Consider the following 18,526-nt stretch of genomic DNA (forward strand, 5'->3'; position numbering starts at 1 on the left):
CGAAAGTCAAACGGGTGCGCGCACAGTCCCACAAAGGCCGCGGGACTGGCCAGAGGGCGACGAAATGCTTTTCGCATTGTGATAGAGGCGGGTGTGAGCGGCCGTTTACGCGGAGGTGACACCAGGGACGTCCGGGGGAAATGGGCGCCGTCCAGAATCGGCCGCATGGGAGCCGACAGCGAACCGAGCAGGCGGCTGGTCGTGGCCGGCCACGGCCCGTCCGCGCACCGCCTGGTGGAGGCCCTGCGCGAGCGCGTCGCCGGCCGGACCTGGACGATCACCGTCATCGGCGAGGAGCCCCGCCCGGCCTACGACCGGGTGGCGCTGACAACGCATTTGGAGGGCGCCGACCTCGCCTTTCCCGAGCACGGCGACGAGGTCACCGTCGTCACCGGCGAGCGCGTCACCGCCGTCGACCGCGCCGCCCGGACGGTCACCACATCGGCGGGGCGCGTCGCCGCCTACGACGCGCTCGTCCTGGCCACGGGGTCGGCGCCGTTCGTCCCGCCGGTGCAGGGACGCGACCTGCCGGGCGTGTTCGCCTACCGCACCGTCGACGACCTGGACGCCCTCCGCGCGTACGCGGGGGGCAGGAGTACCGCCGCCGTCATCGGCGGCGGGCTCCTCGGGCTGGAGGCGGCCCGCGCGCTCCAGGGCCTCGGCCTGCGCGGCGCCGTCGTGGAGGTCGCGCCGTGGCTGATGCCGCGCCAGCTCGACGAGGGCGGGGGCGCGATGCTGCGCCGCCACATCGAGGGACTCGGCCTTGCCGTCCACACGGGCGTCCCGGTGCGGGCCCTGGAGGCGGGGGAGGACGGCGCGGTCCGGCGCGTCGTGCTCGCGGACGGCGGGGCGATCGGCGCCGAGGTCGTCGTGTTCTCCGCGGGCGTCCGGCCCCGCGACGAGCTGGCCCGCGCCTGCGGCCTGCCGGTGGGGGAGCGCGGCGGGATCGTCGTGGACGCGGCGTGCCGCACCGAGGACCCGGCCGTCTGGGCGATCGGCGAATGCGCCCTCATCGGCGGCGCCGTGTACGGGCTGGCCGGGCCGTGCTTCGCCATGGCGGAGGTCGTCGCCGACCGGCTGCTGTCGGACGCGAGCAGGGCCGTGTTCGACGGCGCCGACACGTCCGCGAAGCTCAAGCTCATGGGCGTGGACGTCGCCTCCTTCGGCGACCCGTCCGCCGGGCCCGGGCGGGACGCGCTCAGCGTCACCTACACCGACCCCGTCGCGGGCGTCTACAAGAAGCTCGTCGTCAGCGACGACGCGCGGACGCTCCTCGGCGGCGTCCTCGTCGGCGACGCCGAGCCGTACGGGACGCTCCGCGCCCACATCGGGCGCGGCCTGCCCGGCGCCCCCGACCGGATGCTGTTCGGCGGCACCGAACCGGCGGGCGGCGACCTGCCCGGCGCGGCGGTCGTCTGCTCGTGCAACAACGTCACCGCCGACGGCGTCCGCCGCGCGATCTCCGAGCACTCCCTCACCGACGTCCCGGCCGTGAAGGACCGCACGCGCGCCGGGACGAGCTGCGGAAGCTGCGTCCCCCTGCTGAAGCGGATCCTGGACGCCGAGCTGACCGCCGCCGGGATCGAGGTCGGCACGGCCCTCTGCGAGCACTTCGGCCACAGCCGCGCCGAGCTGTTCGACATCGTCCGGACGGAGCGGATCACGAGCTTCACCCGGCTCATCGAGGAGCACGGGACGGGCCGCGGCTGCGACATCTGCAAGCCCGCCGTCGCGTCCATCCTGGCGAGCCTCGGCAACGGGCACGTCCTGGCGGGCGAGCAGGCCGCGCTGCAGGACACCAACGACCACTTCCTGGCGAACCTGCAGAAGAACGGCACGTACTCGGTGGTGCCGCGCGTCCCCGGCGGCGAGATCACCCCCGCCGGGCTCATCGCGATCGGCGAGGTCGCCCGCGACTTCGGCCTCTACACCAAGATCACCGGCGGGCAGCGGATCGACCTGTTCGGCGCCCGCGTCGAGCAGCTCCCCGAGATCTGGCGGCGGCTCGTGGCCGCCGGGTTCGAGTCCGGGCACGCCTACGGCAAGGCGCTGCGGACGGTGAAGTCGTGTGTCGGGTCCGCGTGGTGCCGCTACGGCGTCCAGGACTCGACGGCCATGGCGATCCGCCTCGAACTGCGGTACCGGGGGCTGCGCGCCCCGCACAAGCTGAAGTCCGCCGTGTCCGGATGCGCCCGCGAATGCGCCGAGGCGCAGAGCAAGGACTTCGGCGTCATCGCCACCGAGGACGGCTGGAACCTCTACCTCGCCGGGAACGGCGGCATGCGGCCCCGGCACGCCGACCTGTTCGCCACCGGCCTCGGCGACGACGAGCTGATCACCCTGATCGACCGGTTCCTGATGTACTACATCCGCACCGCCGACCGGCTGCAGCGCACCGCGACCTGGCTGGAGTCGCTCGACGGCGGTCTCGACCGCCTCCGCGAGGTCATCGTCGACGACCGCCTCGGCATCTGCGCCGACCTCGACGCCGCCATGGCCCGCCATGTCGCCGCCTACTCCGACGAATGGCGCGGCACCCTGGACGACCCCGACCGGCTCCGCCGGTTCGTCTCGTTCGTCAACGCCCCGCGGACCCCGGACCCGAGCATCGGCTTCGGGATCGAGCGCGACCAGATCAAGCCCCTCCCGCTGGAGGTGAAGCGGTGAGCCCCGCGGGCACGGCGGGCATCGTCGTGGTCGGCAACGGCATGGCCGGATCCCGCCTGGTCGGTGAGCTGCGGGCCCGCGACGCCGCGACGCCCGTCACGGTGTTCGGCGCGGAGCCGCAGCGCCCCTACAACCGGGTGCTGCTGTCGAACGTCCTCGCCGGGGTGACACGGCCCGAGCACATCGGCCTGGTCGACGCCGCCTGGTACGCCTCGCACGGCGTCGACGCCAGGCTCGGCGTCGAGGTCACCCGCGTGGACCGCGCGGCGAAGACCGTCCACGCGTCCGACGGGACCGACACCCCCTACGGGACGCTCGTCCTCGCGACCGGCAGCGCCGCGTTCGTCCCGCCCCTGCCCGGCCTGCGCGACGGGCTCCCCGACGGCGCGCTGGTGTTCCGCACCCTGGACGACTGCCGCCGCATCTCCGTCCTCGCCGAGTCGGCGCGCCGCGCGGTCGTGGTCGGCGGCGGCCTGCTCGGCATCGAGGCCGCGCGCGGGCTCGCGGGCCGCGGCCTGGACGTGACCGTCCTGCACCAGGCCGGGCACCTCATGGAACGCCAGCTCGACCGCGCCGCCGGGAAGTTCCTGGCCCGGACGCTGGCCGCCCTCGGCATCGCCACCCGCCTCCAGGCCCGCGTCACCGGGCTGCGCACGTCCGCGCGCGGCGCCGTCACCGGCGTCGAGCTGGCCCTCCCCGGCGGCGGGACGGAGACCGCCGATACCGACCTGGTCGTGCTGTCGTGCGGCGTCCGGCCCAAGACGGCGCTCGCCCGGGACGCGGGCCTCGCCGTCGGCCGCGGCGTCATCGTGGACGACGAGCTGCGCTCGGTCACCGACCCGTCCGTCCGCGCCATCGGCGAGTGCTCCGAGCACCGCGACGAGGTGTACGGGCTGGTCGCGCCCGCCTGGGAGCAGGCGGGCGTGCTCGCCGGGCTGCTCGCCGGCACCGACCCCGCCGCCCGCTTCACCGGCGCCCGGCAGATCACCCGGCTCAAGGCCGCCGGCATCGAGCTGGCGTCGATGGGCGAGACGCACTTCGGCGACGACGACGCCGGCGTGGAGATCGTCCGGTTCACGGACGCGGCGCGCGGCACCTACAAGAAGGCGGTCATCCGGGACGGGCGGCTGATCGGCGCGATCCTGCTCGGCGAGACCTCCGCCGCCGGGACCCTCACCCAGCTCTACGACCGCGCCGGCCCGCTGCCCGCCGAGCGCCTCGGCCTCCTGTTCCCGGGCCTCGACGCCCCCGCCCCGGCCGGCGAGCCGCTCCGGATGCCGGAAGCGGCCACCGTCTGCCACTGCAACGACGTCAGCAAGGGCCGGATCCGCGCCTGCTGGGAGCGCGGCGCCCGCACCGCCGCAGACGTCGCGCGCGAGACCAGGGCGGGCACCGGCTGCGGGACGTGCCGCGACGCCGTCGAGGGCATCGTCGCCTGGCTGGCCGGGCAGGAGCCCGCCCGCGTCCCCTAACGGGGCGGGCCCGGCGGAGGCGGGGTAGGCTCACGCCCTCCGGGGCCCGCAAAGGGCCTGTCCGTAAAACCCACATTTCTGGGAAAGGACCCTTCATGACCGACGCGGGCCCCTTCACGGACGACGTCGTCCGGCAGATCATGCGCCACATGAACGAGGACCACGCGGCCGACTGCCTCACGATCTGCCGGGCGCTCGCCGGCCGGCCCGGCGCGACCGCGGCCCGGATGACCGGCATGGACGCCGACGGCATCGACTTCGCCGTCATGGACGGCGGCGCCGAGCAGCCGGTCCGGATCCCGTTCAGCGAGCGGCTCACCGAACGCCCGCAGGTGCGCCGGGAGGTCGTCCGCATGACCGAGGAGGCCCGCGCCGCACTGAGCGGCTGAGCCCGCCGTTCGGCCGCCCGGCGGCGACTGGACGTTCCCGACGCCATGTCGGTAAAGTAACCGACGTCACGTCGGAAACCTCACCGCCGCACCTTCCCAACAGAATTAGGTAAGGCTAGCCTAAGTCTCTGGAGTCGAGGAGGGCCGGAAATGGACGGCACGGGCACGGACGAGGCGTTCTCCGCGCGGCTGCGGGCCGCCACCTGGAGCGACCACGGGGACAACGAGACCTCCGCCTACATGAGCGCGCTCGTCGAGGGCCGCCTCGCGCGCGACGAGTACGCGGTGCTGGTGGCGCAGCTCCACCCCGTCTACGACCTCCTGGAGGAGGCCGCCGACCGGATGGCGTCCGACCCGGTCGCCGGCCCGTTCGACCTTCCCGGCCTGCGCCGCCGCGACGCGCTGGAGGCCGACCTCGCCTACTTCTACGGCCCGCGCTGGCGCGCCAGGATCGAGCCCGGCGAGGCCACCGCGCGGTACTGCGACCGGCTCCGCGAGGCGTGCTTCGACTGGCCGGCCGGCTTCGTCGCCCACCACTACACCCGCTACCTGGGCGACCTGTCCGGCGGGCAGTACATCGGCAGGCAGGTCCGCAAGAACCTCGACCTCGCGGCGGGCGACGACGGCGTCCGCTTCTACCGCTTCCCCGGCAAGCCCAAGGCCTACAAGGACCGCTACCGCGAGCTCCTGGACGCCGCGCCGTGGGACGCCGCCGAGCAGGACCGCGTCATCGACGAGGTCAAGGCCGCCTACCGCCTCAACGCCGCCGTCACCGACGAACTCGGCCGGAGCATCCGCCCCAGCGCCGCCTGAGCCGCGGGCCCGGCGCGGCGGGGGCCGTCAGGCCGCGCGGGAGAAGCGGACGCGGCGGCGCGCCGGGTCGGCCTCCTCCAGCCGCACCCTGACCTGCTCGCCGAGCGGCAGCCCGTCGCCGTCGCAGCGGCCGAACACCGGCGGCGCCACCAGCTGGACGCGCCCGCCGGACCGGTCGGCGCTCACGTCCACCACCACCGCGTCGAAGACGTCCCCGACGTGGTCGCGCAGCAGCAGCGCCTCGACGAGGTCGACGCAGGCGCGGTCGACGTCGGCGGCGCGGCGCAGCGCCCGCTGCATCACCTCCGGCAGCTCCGGCAGCGCCTCGCGGGCCCAGCCGGGGACGGGCCGCCCCGCCGCGAGCGCCAGGCACACCTCGGTGGCGTACCGGTCGGCCAGCCGCCGGATCGGCGCCGTGACGTGCGCGTACGGGGCCGCGACGGCGGCGTGGCCGGCCTGGCCCGGCGGTGAGCCGTCGAACGCGGTGTACCCGGCGCCGCGCATCAGCCCCGCCGCGTCGTGCAGGAACGCGGCGTGCCGCGGCAGGGACGGGTCGAGCGCGCGGACGATGTCGCCGTACGAGGAGTCCCCGGGCCAGGCGACGCCGAGCGCGCCGGCGGCGAGCCTGACCCGCGCCACCGCCTCGGGCGGCGCGGGCGGCATCGTGCGCAGCAGCCCGACGCCGCCGTCCAGCATCAGCCGGGCCGCCGCCCTGCCGGTCAGCAGCGAGATCTGCGCGTTCCACGCCTCGGTCGCGAGGTCGCCGCGCAGCTTCAGCGCCCAGCCGCCGCCCGCGTGCACGACCTCCTGCTCGGGCAGCGGGAGGCTGACGCCGCCGCGCGCCGCCTCCGCCGCGATGAGCCGCTCGCCGATCTCGCCGAGCAGCGCGATCCGGGGGTCGCCGTCGTCGTGCCGGGCGCCCGCGTAGTCGAGCTTGTCGCGGCTGCGGACGAGGGCGCGCCGCACGTCCACGTCGGTGATCCGCCCGGCGTCGTCGATGTCGATCGTCCACGCCACGGCCGGGCGGTCGCGTCCGGGCAGCAGGCTCGCGGCGTTCTCCGACAGCGGGCGCGGGTGCAGGGGCGCGTTGGTGTCGGGCAGGTAGAGCGTGACGCCGCGGGAGCGCGCCTCGGCGTCCAGGGCGCTGCCCGGCCGCACGAACCCGGCCATGTCGGCGATCGCGTACCGGACCCGGTGGCCGGACCCGCGCCGCTCCAGGTGCATCGCCTGGTCGAGGTCGAGGGAGCCGGGCGGGTCGAGGGTGAAGAACGGGAGCCCGCGCAGGTCGGCGCGGCCGTCGGGGTGGCACGCGGGCCCGGCGGCCTCGGTGAGGACGGCGGGCGGGAACGGGCCGGGCACCGAGTACTCGGCGCGGATCCGGTCCAGGCCCGCGCGGATCTCGGCGTCGGCCTCCGCGGTACGCAGTCGCAGCGGTCGGCGCGGCACAGCACGAGCGTACGGGACGAAAACCGGATTACGGTCGTGATCTACATTGTAAAGGCGGTGGCCGGCGGACGCTCCGGCGTCCGCGCGAACTCCCGCAGCCCCCCCACGTCCACCACGGTGATCTTGCGGCGGCCGGTGACGACGAGGCCCTCGGCCCGCAGCGCGCCGAGCGCGCGGGCGACCGTCTCGCGCGAGGCGTCCATCCAGCTGCCGAGCTCCTCCTGGGACAGCGGCGGGCCGATCACGATCCCGCCGCCGGCGCCCGGCGGTGCGTGCCGGGCCGACACCTCCGCGAGCTCGGTCAGCAGGATCGCCAGCCGCCGCGCGCCGTGCGCGGACACGTGCGCCTGCAGCCTGCGGTCGGCGTCGTCGAGCCGGCGCACGAACGTGCCGCTGACCAGCCGCCACACGCCCGGGTGGGCGTCCAGGAAGCCGGTGAACCGGGCGGCGGGCACGACCAGCGCGCGCAGCGGGCTGAGCGCCGCCACGGTCGCCGACCGCTCCCGGCGGCCGAGCACCGCGCTCTCGCACACCAGGTCGCCCGGCCCGCGCACGGCGAGGACCACCTCCCGGCCGTCCTCGCTCGCGGACGTCACCTTCGCCCAGCCCGACTCGATGATGATGATGTGGTCGGAGTCGTCGCCCTGGTAGCACAGCGGCGTCCGCGGCGCGTACTTGCGCGGCCGCGCGACCGCCCGGAGCGCCGCGCGCTCCGGGGCGTCCAGCGCGTCCCAGAAGGCGTCGCCGGGGCCGGCGGCATGACCGCCGCGGGAGGTCGCCGCCGCCGGCGGGCGGGCGGACGCCGGGCGGTCGGTCGGCGGGCGGTCGGTCGGCGGACGGTCGGTCGGCACGTGCTCGGTCACGGGTCCGCGTCTCCGGTTCGTGGGGTCGGGTGAACCGGTACCCACGGCAGATGGGGGGAGTGGGGCGGTGAGGCCCAGTGCCGCGGGTACCGGTCGCTCATGCGGCCGCCGCCCGGACGGGCGTCATCGCCCGTCGCGCGGCGGTGCACTGCCTTCATCCCAATGAGAACCCCTCACTGGGCAGGATGCTGCACGCGGGAGGACGGCCTGTCTGCGTCATCTGACACTTTTGACGAAAATTGCAGCGACGATCGACAGCCGCGGTCAGGGCGCCGGTCAGCGGGAAAGGGCGTTCAGCAGCCGGTTGACGGGGCTCGCGAGGTTCCACCGGTCGGCCAGCGCGACGAGCGCCTCCGGGTCGCGGGCGCCGGCGGGGAGCCGGTCGTCCAGCGTCGCCAGCTCCGGCGCGTCGATGTCGGTGACGACCCGCACGACCGTCTCGGCGGCGGCGAGGTACTCGCGCGCGGCCTCCATGCGGCGCCGCGCGCCCGCCGGGAACCCCTCGTCGGTGCCGGCGTCGAGCGCGGCGAGGATCCCCGCGACGGACCCGAACCGGGTGACGAGCGCGGCGGCGGTCTTGTCGCCGACGCCGGGGACGCCGGGCAGGCCGTCGCTCGGGTCGCCGCGCAGCGTCGCGTAGTCGCCGTAGCCGCGGCCGGGGATGCCGTACTTGGCCGCGATCTCCTTCTCGCCCATCACCTGAAGGTTCCTGATGCCCCGGGCCGTGTACAGGACGGCGACCGGGCCGCCGTCGTCCACCAGCTGGAACAGGTCGCGGTCGCCGGTCACGATGTCGACCGGGCCGTCCGCCGCGCCCCGGACCGCCAGGGTCCCGATGACGTCGTCGGCCTCGTACCCGGGGACGCCCGCGCGTGCCAGCCCGAACGCGTCCAGCACCGCGTCGATGATCGGGAGCTGCGCCTCCAGCGCGTCGGGCGTCTGGTCGCCGCCGCCCTCGTCGGCCACCCGGTGCGCCTTGTAGGACGGCAGCGCCGCCACCCGGAACGCGGGCCGCCAGTCGGCGTCCATGCAGCAGACGAGCCGCTCGGGCCCGCGGTCCTGGACGAGCCGCGCGATCATGTCGATGAGGCCGCGGACGGCGTTCACCGGCGTCCCGTCCGGGGCGGTGACCGACTCGGGCACCCCGAAGAAGGCGCGGAAGTACAACGACGGCGTGTCCAGCAGCATCAGCCCGCTCATGCGCCACATCGTGCCATGCCCGTCCGACGCCGGGGCGCAGGCGGGCCGGGGCGGCGGCACCCCCGTCCGCCTGCGATCCTGGTACCGCAGTGAAGATCGGAGAATGGAGACGGGTGTGACAACGGAGTTGTATCCGCGTGAGCGCCTCGGCCTGGTGCGGGACGCGGCGGCGAAGGCGGGGCTGGGGGCGGTGCTGCTGACGCCCGGCCCCGACCTGCGGTACGTCACCGGGTACGACGCCAAGCAGCTGGAGCGGCTCACCTGCCTGGTGGTGCCGGCCGGCGGCGAGGCGTTCCTGGTCGTCCCGCGGCTGGAGCTGCCCGCGGCGCAGGCGTCGCCCGCCGGGTCCCTCGGCGTGGAGCTGGTGCCCTGGGACGAGACCGACGACCCGTACGCCCTGGTCGCGCGCCGGGTCCCCGGCGACCTGAGCACGGTGGGCGTCGCCGACCGGATGTGGGCGGTGATGGCGCTGCGGTTCCGCGCCGCGATGCCCGCCGCAGAGCAGGTCGCGGCCGGGGGAGTGCTGCGTGAGCTGCGGATGCGCAAGAGCCCGGCGGAGGTGGCGGCGCTGCGCGAGGCGGGCGCGGCGATCGACCGGGTTCACCGCCGCGTGCCCGGCATGCTGACGGCGGGCCGCACCGAGCGGGAGGTCGCCCGCGACATCGCCGACGCGATCACCGCCGAGGGGCACGCGCAGGTCGACTTCGTCATCGTCGGGTCGGGCCCGAACGGCGCCAACCCGCACGCCGAGCCGACCGACCGCGTCATCCGCCCGGGCGAGCCGGTCGTGGTCGACATCGGCGGGACGATGCCGAGCGGCTACTGCTCGGACTCCACGCGCAACTACTGCGTCGGGGAGCCGCCCGCGGAGTACCGCGCGTACTTCGAGGTGCTGGAGGAGGCGCAGCGGGCGTCGTGCGCGGCCGTCCGCCCCGGGGTCACGCCCGAGGCGGTGGACGCGGCGGCGCGCGACGTCATCGCCGCCGCCGGGCACGCCGCGGACTTCTTCCACCGCACCGGCCACGGCATCGGCCTGGAGTCGCACGAGGACCCCTACATCGTGGCGGGCAACCTGGAGCCGCTGGAGCCGGGCATGGCGTTCTCGATCGAGCCGGGCATCTACCCCGGGCCGCACGGCGCCCGCATCGAGGACATCGTCGTGTGCACCGAGGACGGCCACGAGCCGATGAACGTCACCGGGCACGGCCTGGTCATCGTCGACTGACCCGGCGGCTCGCACCCGCCGTGCCTGACGGGGGTTCCAGGGGGTCGCCCCCCTGGGCAGACACGCCCCCTGGGCTAGCCCGCCTTGTGGAGGTCGGTCACCGTGTCCTGCGGGCCGGGGGCCCGCCGGACGGTGTCGGGGTGCCCGATCGCCAGGCCGCTGGACGGGTCGAAGAAGTGCAGCCGGCGGGTGTCGACGCCGAGCTCCACGTGCTGTCCCGGGCGCACGCGCGAGCGGGAGTTGACGCGGGCCGTCCACAGCGCCCGGTTGTCGGTCAGCGGGATCGCCATGTCGCCGTCGCCCTCGGCGGCGTCCTCGGCGAGGTCGGCGGTGTCCTTGTGCTCGACCGGCGGCGCGTCGATCGTGAAGATCACGTTGATCTCGCTGCCGAGCTCCTCGGTCACGCTGCTGCGCACCGCCATCGGCGCCCACTCGGGGCTGGCGTGCGCGGCGTCCTCGAAGTCGGAGGGCCGGATGCCCAGGATGATCTGGCGGCCGATGTAGTTCTGCAGGCCGGCCTTCTCGTTCAGGACGGACGCCGGGACCGGCAGCGTGTACCCGGCGAAGGAGACCTGCACGCCGCCGTTGCCGGAGGTGAGGTCGGCGAGGACGAAGTTCATCGCCGGGGAGCCGATGAAGCCCGCCACGAACAGGTTGACCGGGTTGTCGAACAGCCGCTGCGGCGTGTCGACCTGCTGCAGCCGCCCCTCGCGCAGCACGCAGACCCGCGTCCCGAGCGTCATCGCCTCGACCTGGTCGTGGGTGACGTACACGGTGGTGACGCCGAGCCGCTCGTGCAGCTGGCTGAGGGAGGCGCGCATGGACACGCGGAGCTTGGCGTCCAGGTTGGACAGCGGCTCGTCCATCAGGAACGCCTGCGGCTGCCGGACGATCGCGCGGCCCATCGCGACGCGCTGGCGCTGCCCGCCCGACAGCGCGGCGGGCTTGCGGGACAGGAACTGCTCGAGCCCGAGCATCTTGGCCGCCTCGCGGACCTTCTGCTTGATCTCCGCCTTCGGCGTGCCGCGCAGCTTGAGCCCGAACGCGAGGTTCTGCTCGACGGTCATGTGCGGGTAGAGGGCGTAGTTCTGGAAGACCATCGCGATGTCGCGGTCCTTGGGCGCGAGGTCGTTGACGACCTGCTCGCCGATGGAGATCTTCCCGCCGCTGATCTCCTCCAGCCCGGCGATCATCCGCAGCGCGGTGGACTTGCCGCAGCCGGACGGGCCGACCAGCACCATGAACTCGCCGTCGCGGATCTCCAGGTCGAGGCCGTCCACGGCCTTGACGCCGCCGGAGTACACCTTGTCGACCCGGTCCAGCACGATCCTGGCCATCCGGAACCCCCTTGTGGAAACGTTTCCATTACCCCCTGACGAACAGGGGTTTTGCTCAATATGTGGAGTAAACCCCATGGAAACGTTTCCATGCGAGGGATGATCGTGAGAAGATGATCTAAAGCCTGCAGAAGGGACCATTCGGTTATGACGGACAGGCGGCCGTCGACGGTCAAGGACGTGGCGGCGTCGGCGGGCGTCGGCATCGCCACCGTGTCGCGCGTGTTCTCCGGGACGGGCTCGGTCAGCCCCGCCACCCGGGACCGCGTGCTCGCCGCCGCCCGCGCGCTGGACTACCGTCCGAGCGCCCTCGGCCGCGGGCTCAAGCTGCGGCGCAGCGGCGGCATCGGGCTGATCGTCCCCGACGTCACCGACCCGTTCTGCGCCGAGCTGGTCGCCGGCGTGCTGGCCTGCGCCCGCACGCTCGGCGAGCACGTCATCGTGGACGCCGCGGGCGGCGACCCGGCCCGCGAGGCCGAGATCGTCGAGCGGCTCGCCGAGCAGCGGGTGGACGGTGTCATCGCCATGCCCGCCGGCGACGAGGCCGACTGGCGGGGCGCCGCCCGGGTGTGCTCCAGCGTCGTGTTCGCGGGCCGCGTCCTGCCGGGGCCGCCGGACGTGCCGGACGTGCCGTCCGTCCTCGCCGACGACGCGGGCGGCGTCCGGGCCGTCACCGAGTACCTCGCGGGGCTCGGGCACCGCCGCATCGCCTTCCTCGGCGCCGTCCCCGGCGGCCCGCCCCGGGTCCGGGAGCGCGCCTTCCGCGCCACCCTCGCCCAGCTCGGCGTGCCCGTCGAGGAGGACCTCGTCGTCGCCGCCCGCCCGGCCCGCGACGCCGCCTACGCGGCCGCCGCCGGGCTCCTGCAGCGACGCGGCGACGTCACCGCCGTCCTGGCCGCCGGGCACCTGCTCGGCGAGGCCGCCGTGCTCGTGGCCCGCGAGCTGGACCTGCGGGTGCCCGCCGATGTGTCCATCGCGATGGTCGACGACGTGGCGTGGGCGGAGCTGTGCGACCCGCCGCTGACCGCCGTCGCCCGCCCCGCACGCGACATCGGCTACCGCGCCTGCGAGCTGGTGCTGCGCGAGCCCGCCCGGCGCGGCAGGGGAGGGCCGGTGCTGCTGCCGACCGAGCTCGTCGTGCGCGGCAGCTGCGGCCCGCCGCGCGCCCAGCGCCGCCGGCGGCGCGGAAACCCCGCCGATTGAGGCGATCCGTGCGCGCGGACGGGCCCGGGCACCGCCCGCGGCACGCTAGATTTCCCGCGTGGAGGAGATCGATCGTCACATTCTGGGGTTGCTGGCCGGCGACGGGCGGATGAGCTTCACCGACCTGGCCAAGGAGACCGGCCTTTCGGTGTCGGCCGTGCACCAGCGCGTGCGCCGGCTGCAGAAGCGCGGCGCCATCACCGGGTTCGCCGCCCAGCTCGACAGCACGCAGATCGGGCTGCCGCTCACCGCGTTCGTCTCGATCAAGCCGATCGACCCGGCCGCGCCGGACGACGCGCCCGACCGGCTGGCCCATCTCCAGGCGATCGAGGCGTGCCACTCGGTGGCCGGGGACGAGAGCTACATCCTCAAGGTGCGCGTCGCGTCCCCGAACGAGCTGGAGGACCTGCTGCAGAAGATCCGCGCCGCCGCGAACGTCGCGACGCGCACGACGGTCGTCCTCAGCACCCCGTGGGAGGCACGCCGCCCCCCACTGTGATCGGGCCCGCCCCCTGGGTTCAGCGCCGGCGGAAGGCGGCGCGGAGGGTGTCGTGGGCGGCGGTCGGGGCGGTGACGTGGTCCAGGGCGAGCAGCGCGGCGCCGAGCAGCGGGGGGTCTTCGGGGACGAGCAGCCGGGCGTGCGGGGCGACCTCGGCGTAGCGGGCGGCGACGGCCTCCATGAGCAGGGGGCGGCGTGCCGCGAGGACGCCGCCGCCGAGGACGACGTCGGCGGGCTCGTCCAGCAGCCCGAGCCGGCGCAGCGCCACCGACCCGAGCAGCGCGACCTCGTCCGCGAGCCGCGCCACGACCTCGCCGGCCACCGCGTCGCCCGCCTCGGCGACGTCGAACAGGACGGGCGCGAGGCCGGTGAGGCGCCCCTCGTCGAGCTCGCCGAGATGGATCCCGAGACCGACGTCGATGGCGCGCCGGACGCCGAAGTGGGCGGCGACGGCGGCGGTCAGCGCCGTGCCGGGGCCGCGGCCGTCCTCGCCGCGGATGCCGTGCCACAGCGCCGAGCGGCCGAGCGAGGCGCCGCCGCCCCAGTCGCCGGTGTGGGGCCCGAGGGACGGGAACCGGGCGGTGCGGCCGTCGGGCCCGACACCCGCGCAGTTGATGCCCGCACCGCACACGACGGCGACGCCCCACCCGGCGGTGACGGCGCTGCGCAGCAGCGCGAACGTGTCGTTGCCGACCGCGACGCTCGCGGCGGCGCCCCGGCCGAGCAGCAGCTTCTCCAGGCGCTCCTCCTCGCCCGGCAGGTCCACGTTGGCCATGTAGGCGGCGAGGTGGGCGACGTCGCCCGGCAGCGCGCCCGCGCGGCGCAGCGCGGCGTCGATGACGGCCGACAGCGCGTCGAGCGCGGTGTCCAGGCCGTCGACCTGGGGGCGGAACCCGTCGCCGCGGACGGTGGCCAGCAGTTCCCCGCCGTCGCCGAGGACGGCCGCGTCGGTCTTGCTGTTGCCGCCGTCGACGGCGACCAGCACGCCCCCCGGCGTGTTCGCGGGAGCGGCCATCACACGGCCCAGGGGAGGTGGTCGCGGTTGGCGGCCACCAGGTCGCGGGCGAGGCGTTCGGCGACGTCCGCCTGGCCGATCAGCGGGTGCGCGAGCAGCGCCGCGGCGACGCGGTCGACGCCGCCGCGCAGCGCCGCGTCCAGCGCCAGCTCCTCGTAGGCCGACACGTGCGCGATCAGCCCGGCGAACAGCGGCTCCACCGGCGGGACGGGCAGCGGCACCGCCCCCGACGCGGTGATCCGCGCCGGCACCTCCACGACCGCCTGGTCGTCCAGGAACGGCAGCGTGCCGTGGTTGCGGACGTTCACCACCTGCGCGTCGCCGCGTCCCGTCAGCAGCGACGTGACGAGCTGCACGGCGGCCTCGGAGTAGAACGCGCCGCCGCGCTTGTCCAGCTGGGCGGGCTTGGTGTCGAGGGTCGGGTCGGCGTAGAGGCCGAGCAGGTCGCGTTCGAGCGCGGCGACCTGCTCGGCCCGCGACGGCGCGCCGCGCTGCTCCTCGACCACGCGGTCGTGCTCGTAGAAGTAGCGCAGGTAGTACGACGGGACGGCGCCGAGGCCCCGCACGAACGGCGCGGGCAGCCCGGAGATCTCGGCGAGGGCGCCGAGGTGGCCGTCGAGCAGGCGCGGCAGGACCTCCTGGCCGTCCAGCAGCACCGACCGCACCCAGGTGAGGTGGTTGAGCCCGGCGTGGCCGAGGCTCACCCGGTCGGGCGGGACGTCCAGCAGCCCGGCCGCGCGGCGCTGGAACCCGATCGCGACGTTGCACAGCCCGACCGTGCGGTGCCCCGCGTCCAGCAAGGCGCGGGTGACGATGCCGACCGGGTTGGTGAAGTCCACGATCCACGCGCTGGGGGCGAGTTCGGCGACGCGGGCGGCGATGTCGAGGACGACCGGGACGGTCCGCAGCGCCTTGGCGAGCCCGCCCGCCCCGATCGTCTCCTGCCCGACGCACCCGCATTCGAGGGGGAGCGTCTCGTCCACGTGCCGGGCGGCCTGGCCGCCGACGCGCAGCTGCAGCAGCACGACCGTCGCGTCCGCGACCGCCTTGTCGAGGTCGGCGGTGGTCGTCACCGTCGCGGGATGCCCGGCGCGCCGCAGCATCCGCGCGGCGATGCCGCCGACGAGGTCGAGGCGCTCGGCGTCCGGGTCGTGCAGCACCAGCTCCGACACCGGCAGCGCGGCGTGCGCCCGCGCGAGCCCGTCGACCAGTTCCGGGGTGTAGGTCGACCCACCCCCGATGACAGTCAGCTTCAACCCTTCACTCCCGTCAAGGTCACACCCTGGATGAACACCCGCTGGGCGAGGAAGAACACGATCAGCACCGGCAGGATCGTCAGCAGCGTCGCCGCCATCGTGAGGTTCCACTCGACCTCGTGCGCCGCGCGGAACGTGGCGACGCCGATCGCGAGGGTCCAGTGGTCGGGGTCGGCGTAGACGAGCGGCCGGAAGTAGTCGTTCCAGCAGTAGAAGAACTGGAACAGCGCGACCGCGGCCAGCGCCGGCTTCGCCATCGGCAGGACGACCTGCAGCATCGTGCGGAACTCCCCGCAGCCGTCCACCCGGGCGGCGTCGGCGTACTCGCGGGGGATCGTCACCAGGAACTGGCGCAGCAGGAAGATGGAGAACGCGTCGCCGAACAGCTGCGGGATGATCAGCGGCCACAGCGTGCCGGTCAGGTCGAGCCGGGCCCACACGATGTACAGCGGCACCATCGTGACCTGCGGCGGCAGCATCATCGCCGAGATCACCACGACCAGCGCGACGTTGCGGCCGCGGAACCGGAACCGGGCCAGCGCGTACGCCACCGGGACGCTCGACACCAGCATGAACACCGTCGACAGGCCCGCGTAGACGGTGCTGTTGACCGTCCAGCGGACCATGTCGCCGCTGAACACGTCCACGAAGTTCCCGAAGTGCCACTCGCGCGGCCACAGGTCGTCGCTGAGCGCCTGCCGGTCGCTCATCACCGCGGTCAGCGCGATGAACACCAGCGGCGCGAGGAACATCAGCGCGACCGCGACGGCGGTCGCGTGCACGGCGACCCACATCAGCGCCCGCCGCGTCCTGCCTCCCGACCTCATGACGCCTCCTCGCCCGCGAACGCCTTGAACTGGCGGAGCAGGAAGAGCGTGAACACCATCGCCATGGCGAACATCATCAGCGCCAGGACGCAGGCGTAGCCCATGTTGAACTGCCGGAACCCCTGGTCATACAGCCATTGGGGGAAGGTGAGCGTGGAGTCGCCCGGATAGCCGGGCTGGTACTGGGTGCCGGGCAGGTCGGCGCGCCCGGACGCGACCTTCCCCGCCACCATCGCCTGTGTGAAGTACTGCAGCGTCTCGATGACGCCGGTGACGGCGCAGAACGCCAGGACGGGGGACACGGTCGGCAGCGTGATGTGCCGGAACCGGGACCAGGCCCCCGCGCCGTCGATGGCGGCCGCCTCGTACAGCGACCGCGGCACGTTCAGCAGCGCCGCCAGCATGATGATCATGATGTCGCCGACGGCCCAGATGCCGAGCAGGGTCAGCCCGGGCTTGGCCCAGGCGGCCTCGTTGAAGAAGTCGGGCAGCGTGATGCCGAGCCGGTCGAGGATCGTCGGGAACGGGCCGGTGCCGGGGTTCATCAGGAACACGAACGCGACCGTGGCCGACACCGGCGGGATCAGGTACGGCAGGTAGAAGATGGAGCGCAGCACGCCCCCGCCCGCCTTGATCCTGGTGAGGAGCTGCGCGACGCCGAGGCCGAACAGCAGCCGCAGCGGGACGAGCACCGCCACCAGCCACAGCGTGTTCCGCATCGCCTTCCACGCCTGGCCGTCCTCCAGCAGGTAGGCGTAGTTGTCCCAGCCGACGTACTCCAGCGTGAACAGGTTGTAGCGGGTGAAGGAGAAGTAGATGGTCGCGGCCAGCGGGTAGGCGAAGAACAGCGCGAACCCGGCCAGCCAGGGGGACAGGAACGCCAGGACGCGGAGCCGGCGGCGGCGGCGCGCACGCGCCGCCGCCGTCCCGGTCCGCGTGCCGCCGGTGAACGGCAGGCGCAGGGAACCGAGGGCCACAGGTCAGCCTCCGGCGAGTTTGAGCGCGTTGTCGACCTCGCCGTCGAGCTTGGTGAGCGCCGGGCCGAGGTCCTTGACCTTGCCGGTCTCCCAGTCGTCCTGGACGAACTTCTGGAACCGCACGATGTAGTCGTTGCCGTTCGGCGTCGGCGGCGTGGTGGTGCTGGCGGGGTGCTTGAACACGTCCAGGAACGTCTTGAACTGCGGCGTCAGCTTCAGGTCGGTCGACGACAGCGCAGGGATGGTGGACGGCACGTTGCCGAGCCCGTTGGACAGCGTCACCAGCGCGGCGGTGTCGGTGGTGAGGTAGCGGACGAACTCCCAGCTGGCCTGGGCGTGCTTGGCGCCGCGCGGGATGCCGATGACGGTGCCGGCGATGAAGCCGCTGCCGTACGTCGACACCTTGTCGTCGGCGACCGGGGAGGCCGCGGTGTCGTAGTTGAGCTTGGGCGCCTCCTTCTCGATGAACTTGGTGCGCCACTCACCGTCGATGGCCATCGCCACCTTCCCCTTCTGGAAGGGGTTGGCCGCCTCGAACTCCTGGCCCAGCGAGCGCAGGAACTTCTTGACGTTGTCGTAGCCGTACCAGTCGATGAGCTCCTTGTTCCACTTCAGGTACGCCTGGAAGGCGGGGTCCTTGGAGAAGTTGGCCTTGCCATCGTCGGTCAGCCACTTGACCCCGAACGGCGGGGCGAGGTGCTGGACCTGGTGCTCGTAGTACTGCGCGGACGGCATGAACCCGGCGACCTTGATGGTCCCGTCCGGGTCGCGGACGGTGAGCTTCTTGGCCAGCGCGGTCAGCTGGCTCATCGTCTTGGGCGGCTGCTCGCCCTTCATCAGGTCCTTGTTGTAGTAGAGCCCGTAGGCGTCGGCCAGCAGCGGCATCGCGCAGCGGACGCCCTGGTACTCGGTGTACTTGCGCACCGCCTGCGGGAACTGGTTCAGGTCGACCTTGGACTTGTCGATGTAGGGCTTGAGGTTCTGCCAGGCGCCGCTCTTGCACCACTGCCCGACGCTGTCGGTGGTGAAGGACGACACCACGTCGGGCGGGTTCCCGCCGCGGATCGCGTTGGTGATGCGCTCGTCGGTGACGCCGGTCACGAGTTTGACGGTGATGTTGGGGTGGGCCTTGTTGAAGCCGGCGACGGCGTCCTGGAAGGCCTTCACCTCGTGCGCGGCGCTCCAGCCGTGCCAGACCTCGATGGTCTGCTTCTCGTCGGACTTCGGGCCCTCGTCGGACCCGTCGCCGCCGGCGGTGCAGGCCGCGGTGAGGCCGAGCGCCGCGGCGGCGAGGGCGGCCGCGAGGCGGCGCGTGTTGGTGGTGGGCACTCCGGTTC

The 18,526-nt window shown here is 74.1% G+C and carries 16 protein-coding genes; 7 read left to right on the top strand and 9 right to left on the bottom strand.

What is annotated here, in order from left to right:
* Positions 1-165 precede the first annotated feature (165 nt).
* From nirB to ETD83_RS13440, 4 genes are all read left to right on the top strand, one after another.
* On the top strand, positions 166-2,667 hold the full coding sequence (gene nirB / locus ETD83_RS13425) for a nitrite reductase large subunit NirB (RefSeq protein ID WP_138645439.1): 2,502 nt from the start codon (positions 166-168) through the stop codon (positions 2,665-2,667).
* Positions 2,664-4,139, top strand: coding sequence for an FAD-dependent oxidoreductase (locus tag ETD83_RS13430; protein ID WP_138645440.1), 1,476 nt, complete (start codon positions 2,664-2,666; stop codon positions 4,137-4,139). The genes nirB and ETD83_RS13430 overlap by 4 nt, the downstream gene beginning before the upstream one ends.
* Positions 4,140-4,234: 95 nt before the next feature.
* Complete coding sequence (locus ETD83_RS13435; protein WP_138645441.1) at positions 4,235-4,528, top strand: DUF2470 domain-containing protein; 294 nt, start codon at positions 4,235-4,237, stop codon at positions 4,526-4,528.
* A 150-nt stretch (positions 4,529-4,678) separates the two neighbouring features.
* The gene (locus ETD83_RS13440; protein ID WP_138645442.1) at positions 4,679-5,341 is read left to right on the top strand and encodes a biliverdin-producing heme oxygenase; all 663 of its coding nucleotides are present in this window, start codon (positions 4,679-4,681) and stop codon (positions 5,339-5,341) included.
* A gap of 27 nt (positions 5,342-5,368) precedes the next feature.
* On the opposite strand, the gene ETD83_RS13445 is transcribed toward ETD83_RS13440, so the two are convergent.
* The 3 genes from ETD83_RS13445 to ETD83_RS13455 form a co-directional block, all read right to left on the bottom strand.
* Positions 5,369-6,787 (bottom strand): RNB domain-containing ribonuclease, encoded by a 1,419-nt coding sequence (locus ETD83_RS13445; RefSeq protein WP_138645443.1) that lies wholly within the window; start codon positions 6,785-6,787, stop codon positions 5,369-5,371.
* Positions 6,788-6,828: 41 nt separating this feature from the next.
* Positions 6,829-7,650 carry a Crp/Fnr family transcriptional regulator gene (locus tag ETD83_RS13450; protein WP_230420878.1) on the bottom strand — a complete coding sequence of 274 codons (822 nt, stop codon included), beginning with the start codon at positions 7,648-7,650 and terminating at the stop codon, positions 6,829-6,831.
* Between the two features lie 276 nt (positions 7,651-7,926).
* Positions 7,927-8,850 carry a 5'-3' exonuclease gene (locus tag ETD83_RS13455; RefSeq protein ID WP_138645444.1) on the bottom strand — a complete coding sequence of 308 codons (924 nt, stop codon included), beginning with the start codon at positions 8,848-8,850 and terminating at the stop codon, positions 7,927-7,929.
* Between the two features lie 103 nt (positions 8,851-8,953).
* On the opposite strand from ETD83_RS13455, the gene ETD83_RS13460 reads away from it, so the two are divergent.
* Entirely contained in the window at positions 8,954-10,075 is a 1,122-nt protein-coding gene (locus ETD83_RS13460) for a M24 family metallopeptidase (RefSeq protein WP_138645452.1), read from the top strand.
* Between the two features lie 74 nt (positions 10,076-10,149).
* Here ETD83_RS13460 and ETD83_RS13465 read toward each other — a convergent pair whose 3' ends face one another.
* Positions 10,150-11,412, bottom strand: a complete 1,263-nt coding sequence (locus ETD83_RS13465) for an ABC transporter ATP-binding protein (RefSeq protein WP_138645445.1) — start codon at positions 11,410-11,412, stop codon at positions 10,150-10,152.
* Between the two features lie 147 nt (positions 11,413-11,559).
* Between ETD83_RS13465 and ETD83_RS13470 the strand changes: the two genes are divergently transcribed.
* The gene (locus tag ETD83_RS13470; protein WP_138645446.1) at positions 11,560-12,615 is read left to right on the top strand and encodes a LacI family DNA-binding transcriptional regulator; all 1,056 of its coding nucleotides are present in this window, start codon (positions 11,560-11,562) and stop codon (positions 12,613-12,615) included.
* Positions 12,616-12,673: 58 nt separating this feature from the next.
* On the top strand, positions 12,674-13,114 hold the full coding sequence (locus tag ETD83_RS13475; protein WP_138645447.1) for an Lrp/AsnC family transcriptional regulator: 441 nt from the start codon (positions 12,674-12,676) through the stop codon (positions 13,112-13,114).
* A gap of 19 nt (positions 13,115-13,133) precedes the next feature.
* On the opposite strand, the gene ETD83_RS13480 is transcribed toward ETD83_RS13475, so the two are convergent.
* The 5 genes from ETD83_RS13480 to ETD83_RS13500 form a co-directional block, all read right to left on the bottom strand.
* On the bottom strand, positions 13,134-14,129 hold the full coding sequence (locus ETD83_RS13480) for an N-acetylglucosamine kinase (RefSeq protein ID WP_138645453.1): 996 nt from the start codon (positions 14,127-14,129) through the stop codon (positions 13,134-13,136).
* Entirely contained in the window at positions 14,129-15,385 is a 1,257-nt protein-coding gene (locus tag ETD83_RS13485) for a 6-phospho-beta-glucosidase (protein WP_138645448.1), read from the bottom strand. The genes ETD83_RS13480 and ETD83_RS13485 overlap by 1 nt, the downstream gene beginning before the upstream one ends.
* A complete protein-coding gene (locus tag ETD83_RS13490) occupies positions 15,382-16,212 on the bottom strand; it encodes a carbohydrate ABC transporter permease (RefSeq protein ID WP_138645449.1) in 831 nt (276 codons plus the stop codon). Before ETD83_RS13490 ends, ETD83_RS13485 begins: the two co-directional genes overlap by 4 nt.
* Complete coding sequence (locus ETD83_RS13495; RefSeq protein WP_230420879.1) at positions 16,209-17,189, bottom strand: carbohydrate ABC transporter permease; 981 nt, start codon at positions 17,187-17,189, stop codon at positions 16,209-16,211. The genes ETD83_RS13490 and ETD83_RS13495 overlap by 4 nt, the downstream gene beginning before the upstream one ends.
* A gap of 3 nt (positions 17,190-17,192) precedes the next feature.
* Positions 17,193-18,526: ABC transporter substrate-binding protein (locus tag ETD83_RS13500; RefSeq protein ID WP_205717648.1), on the bottom strand; the 1,334-nt coding region annotated here is incomplete at its 5' end.

Origin of the sequence: Actinomadura soli (assembly GCF_005889715.1) — a bacterium.
Classification (GTDB): Bacteria; Actinomycetota; Actinomycetes; order Streptosporangiales; family Streptosporangiaceae; genus Spirillospora; species Spirillospora soli.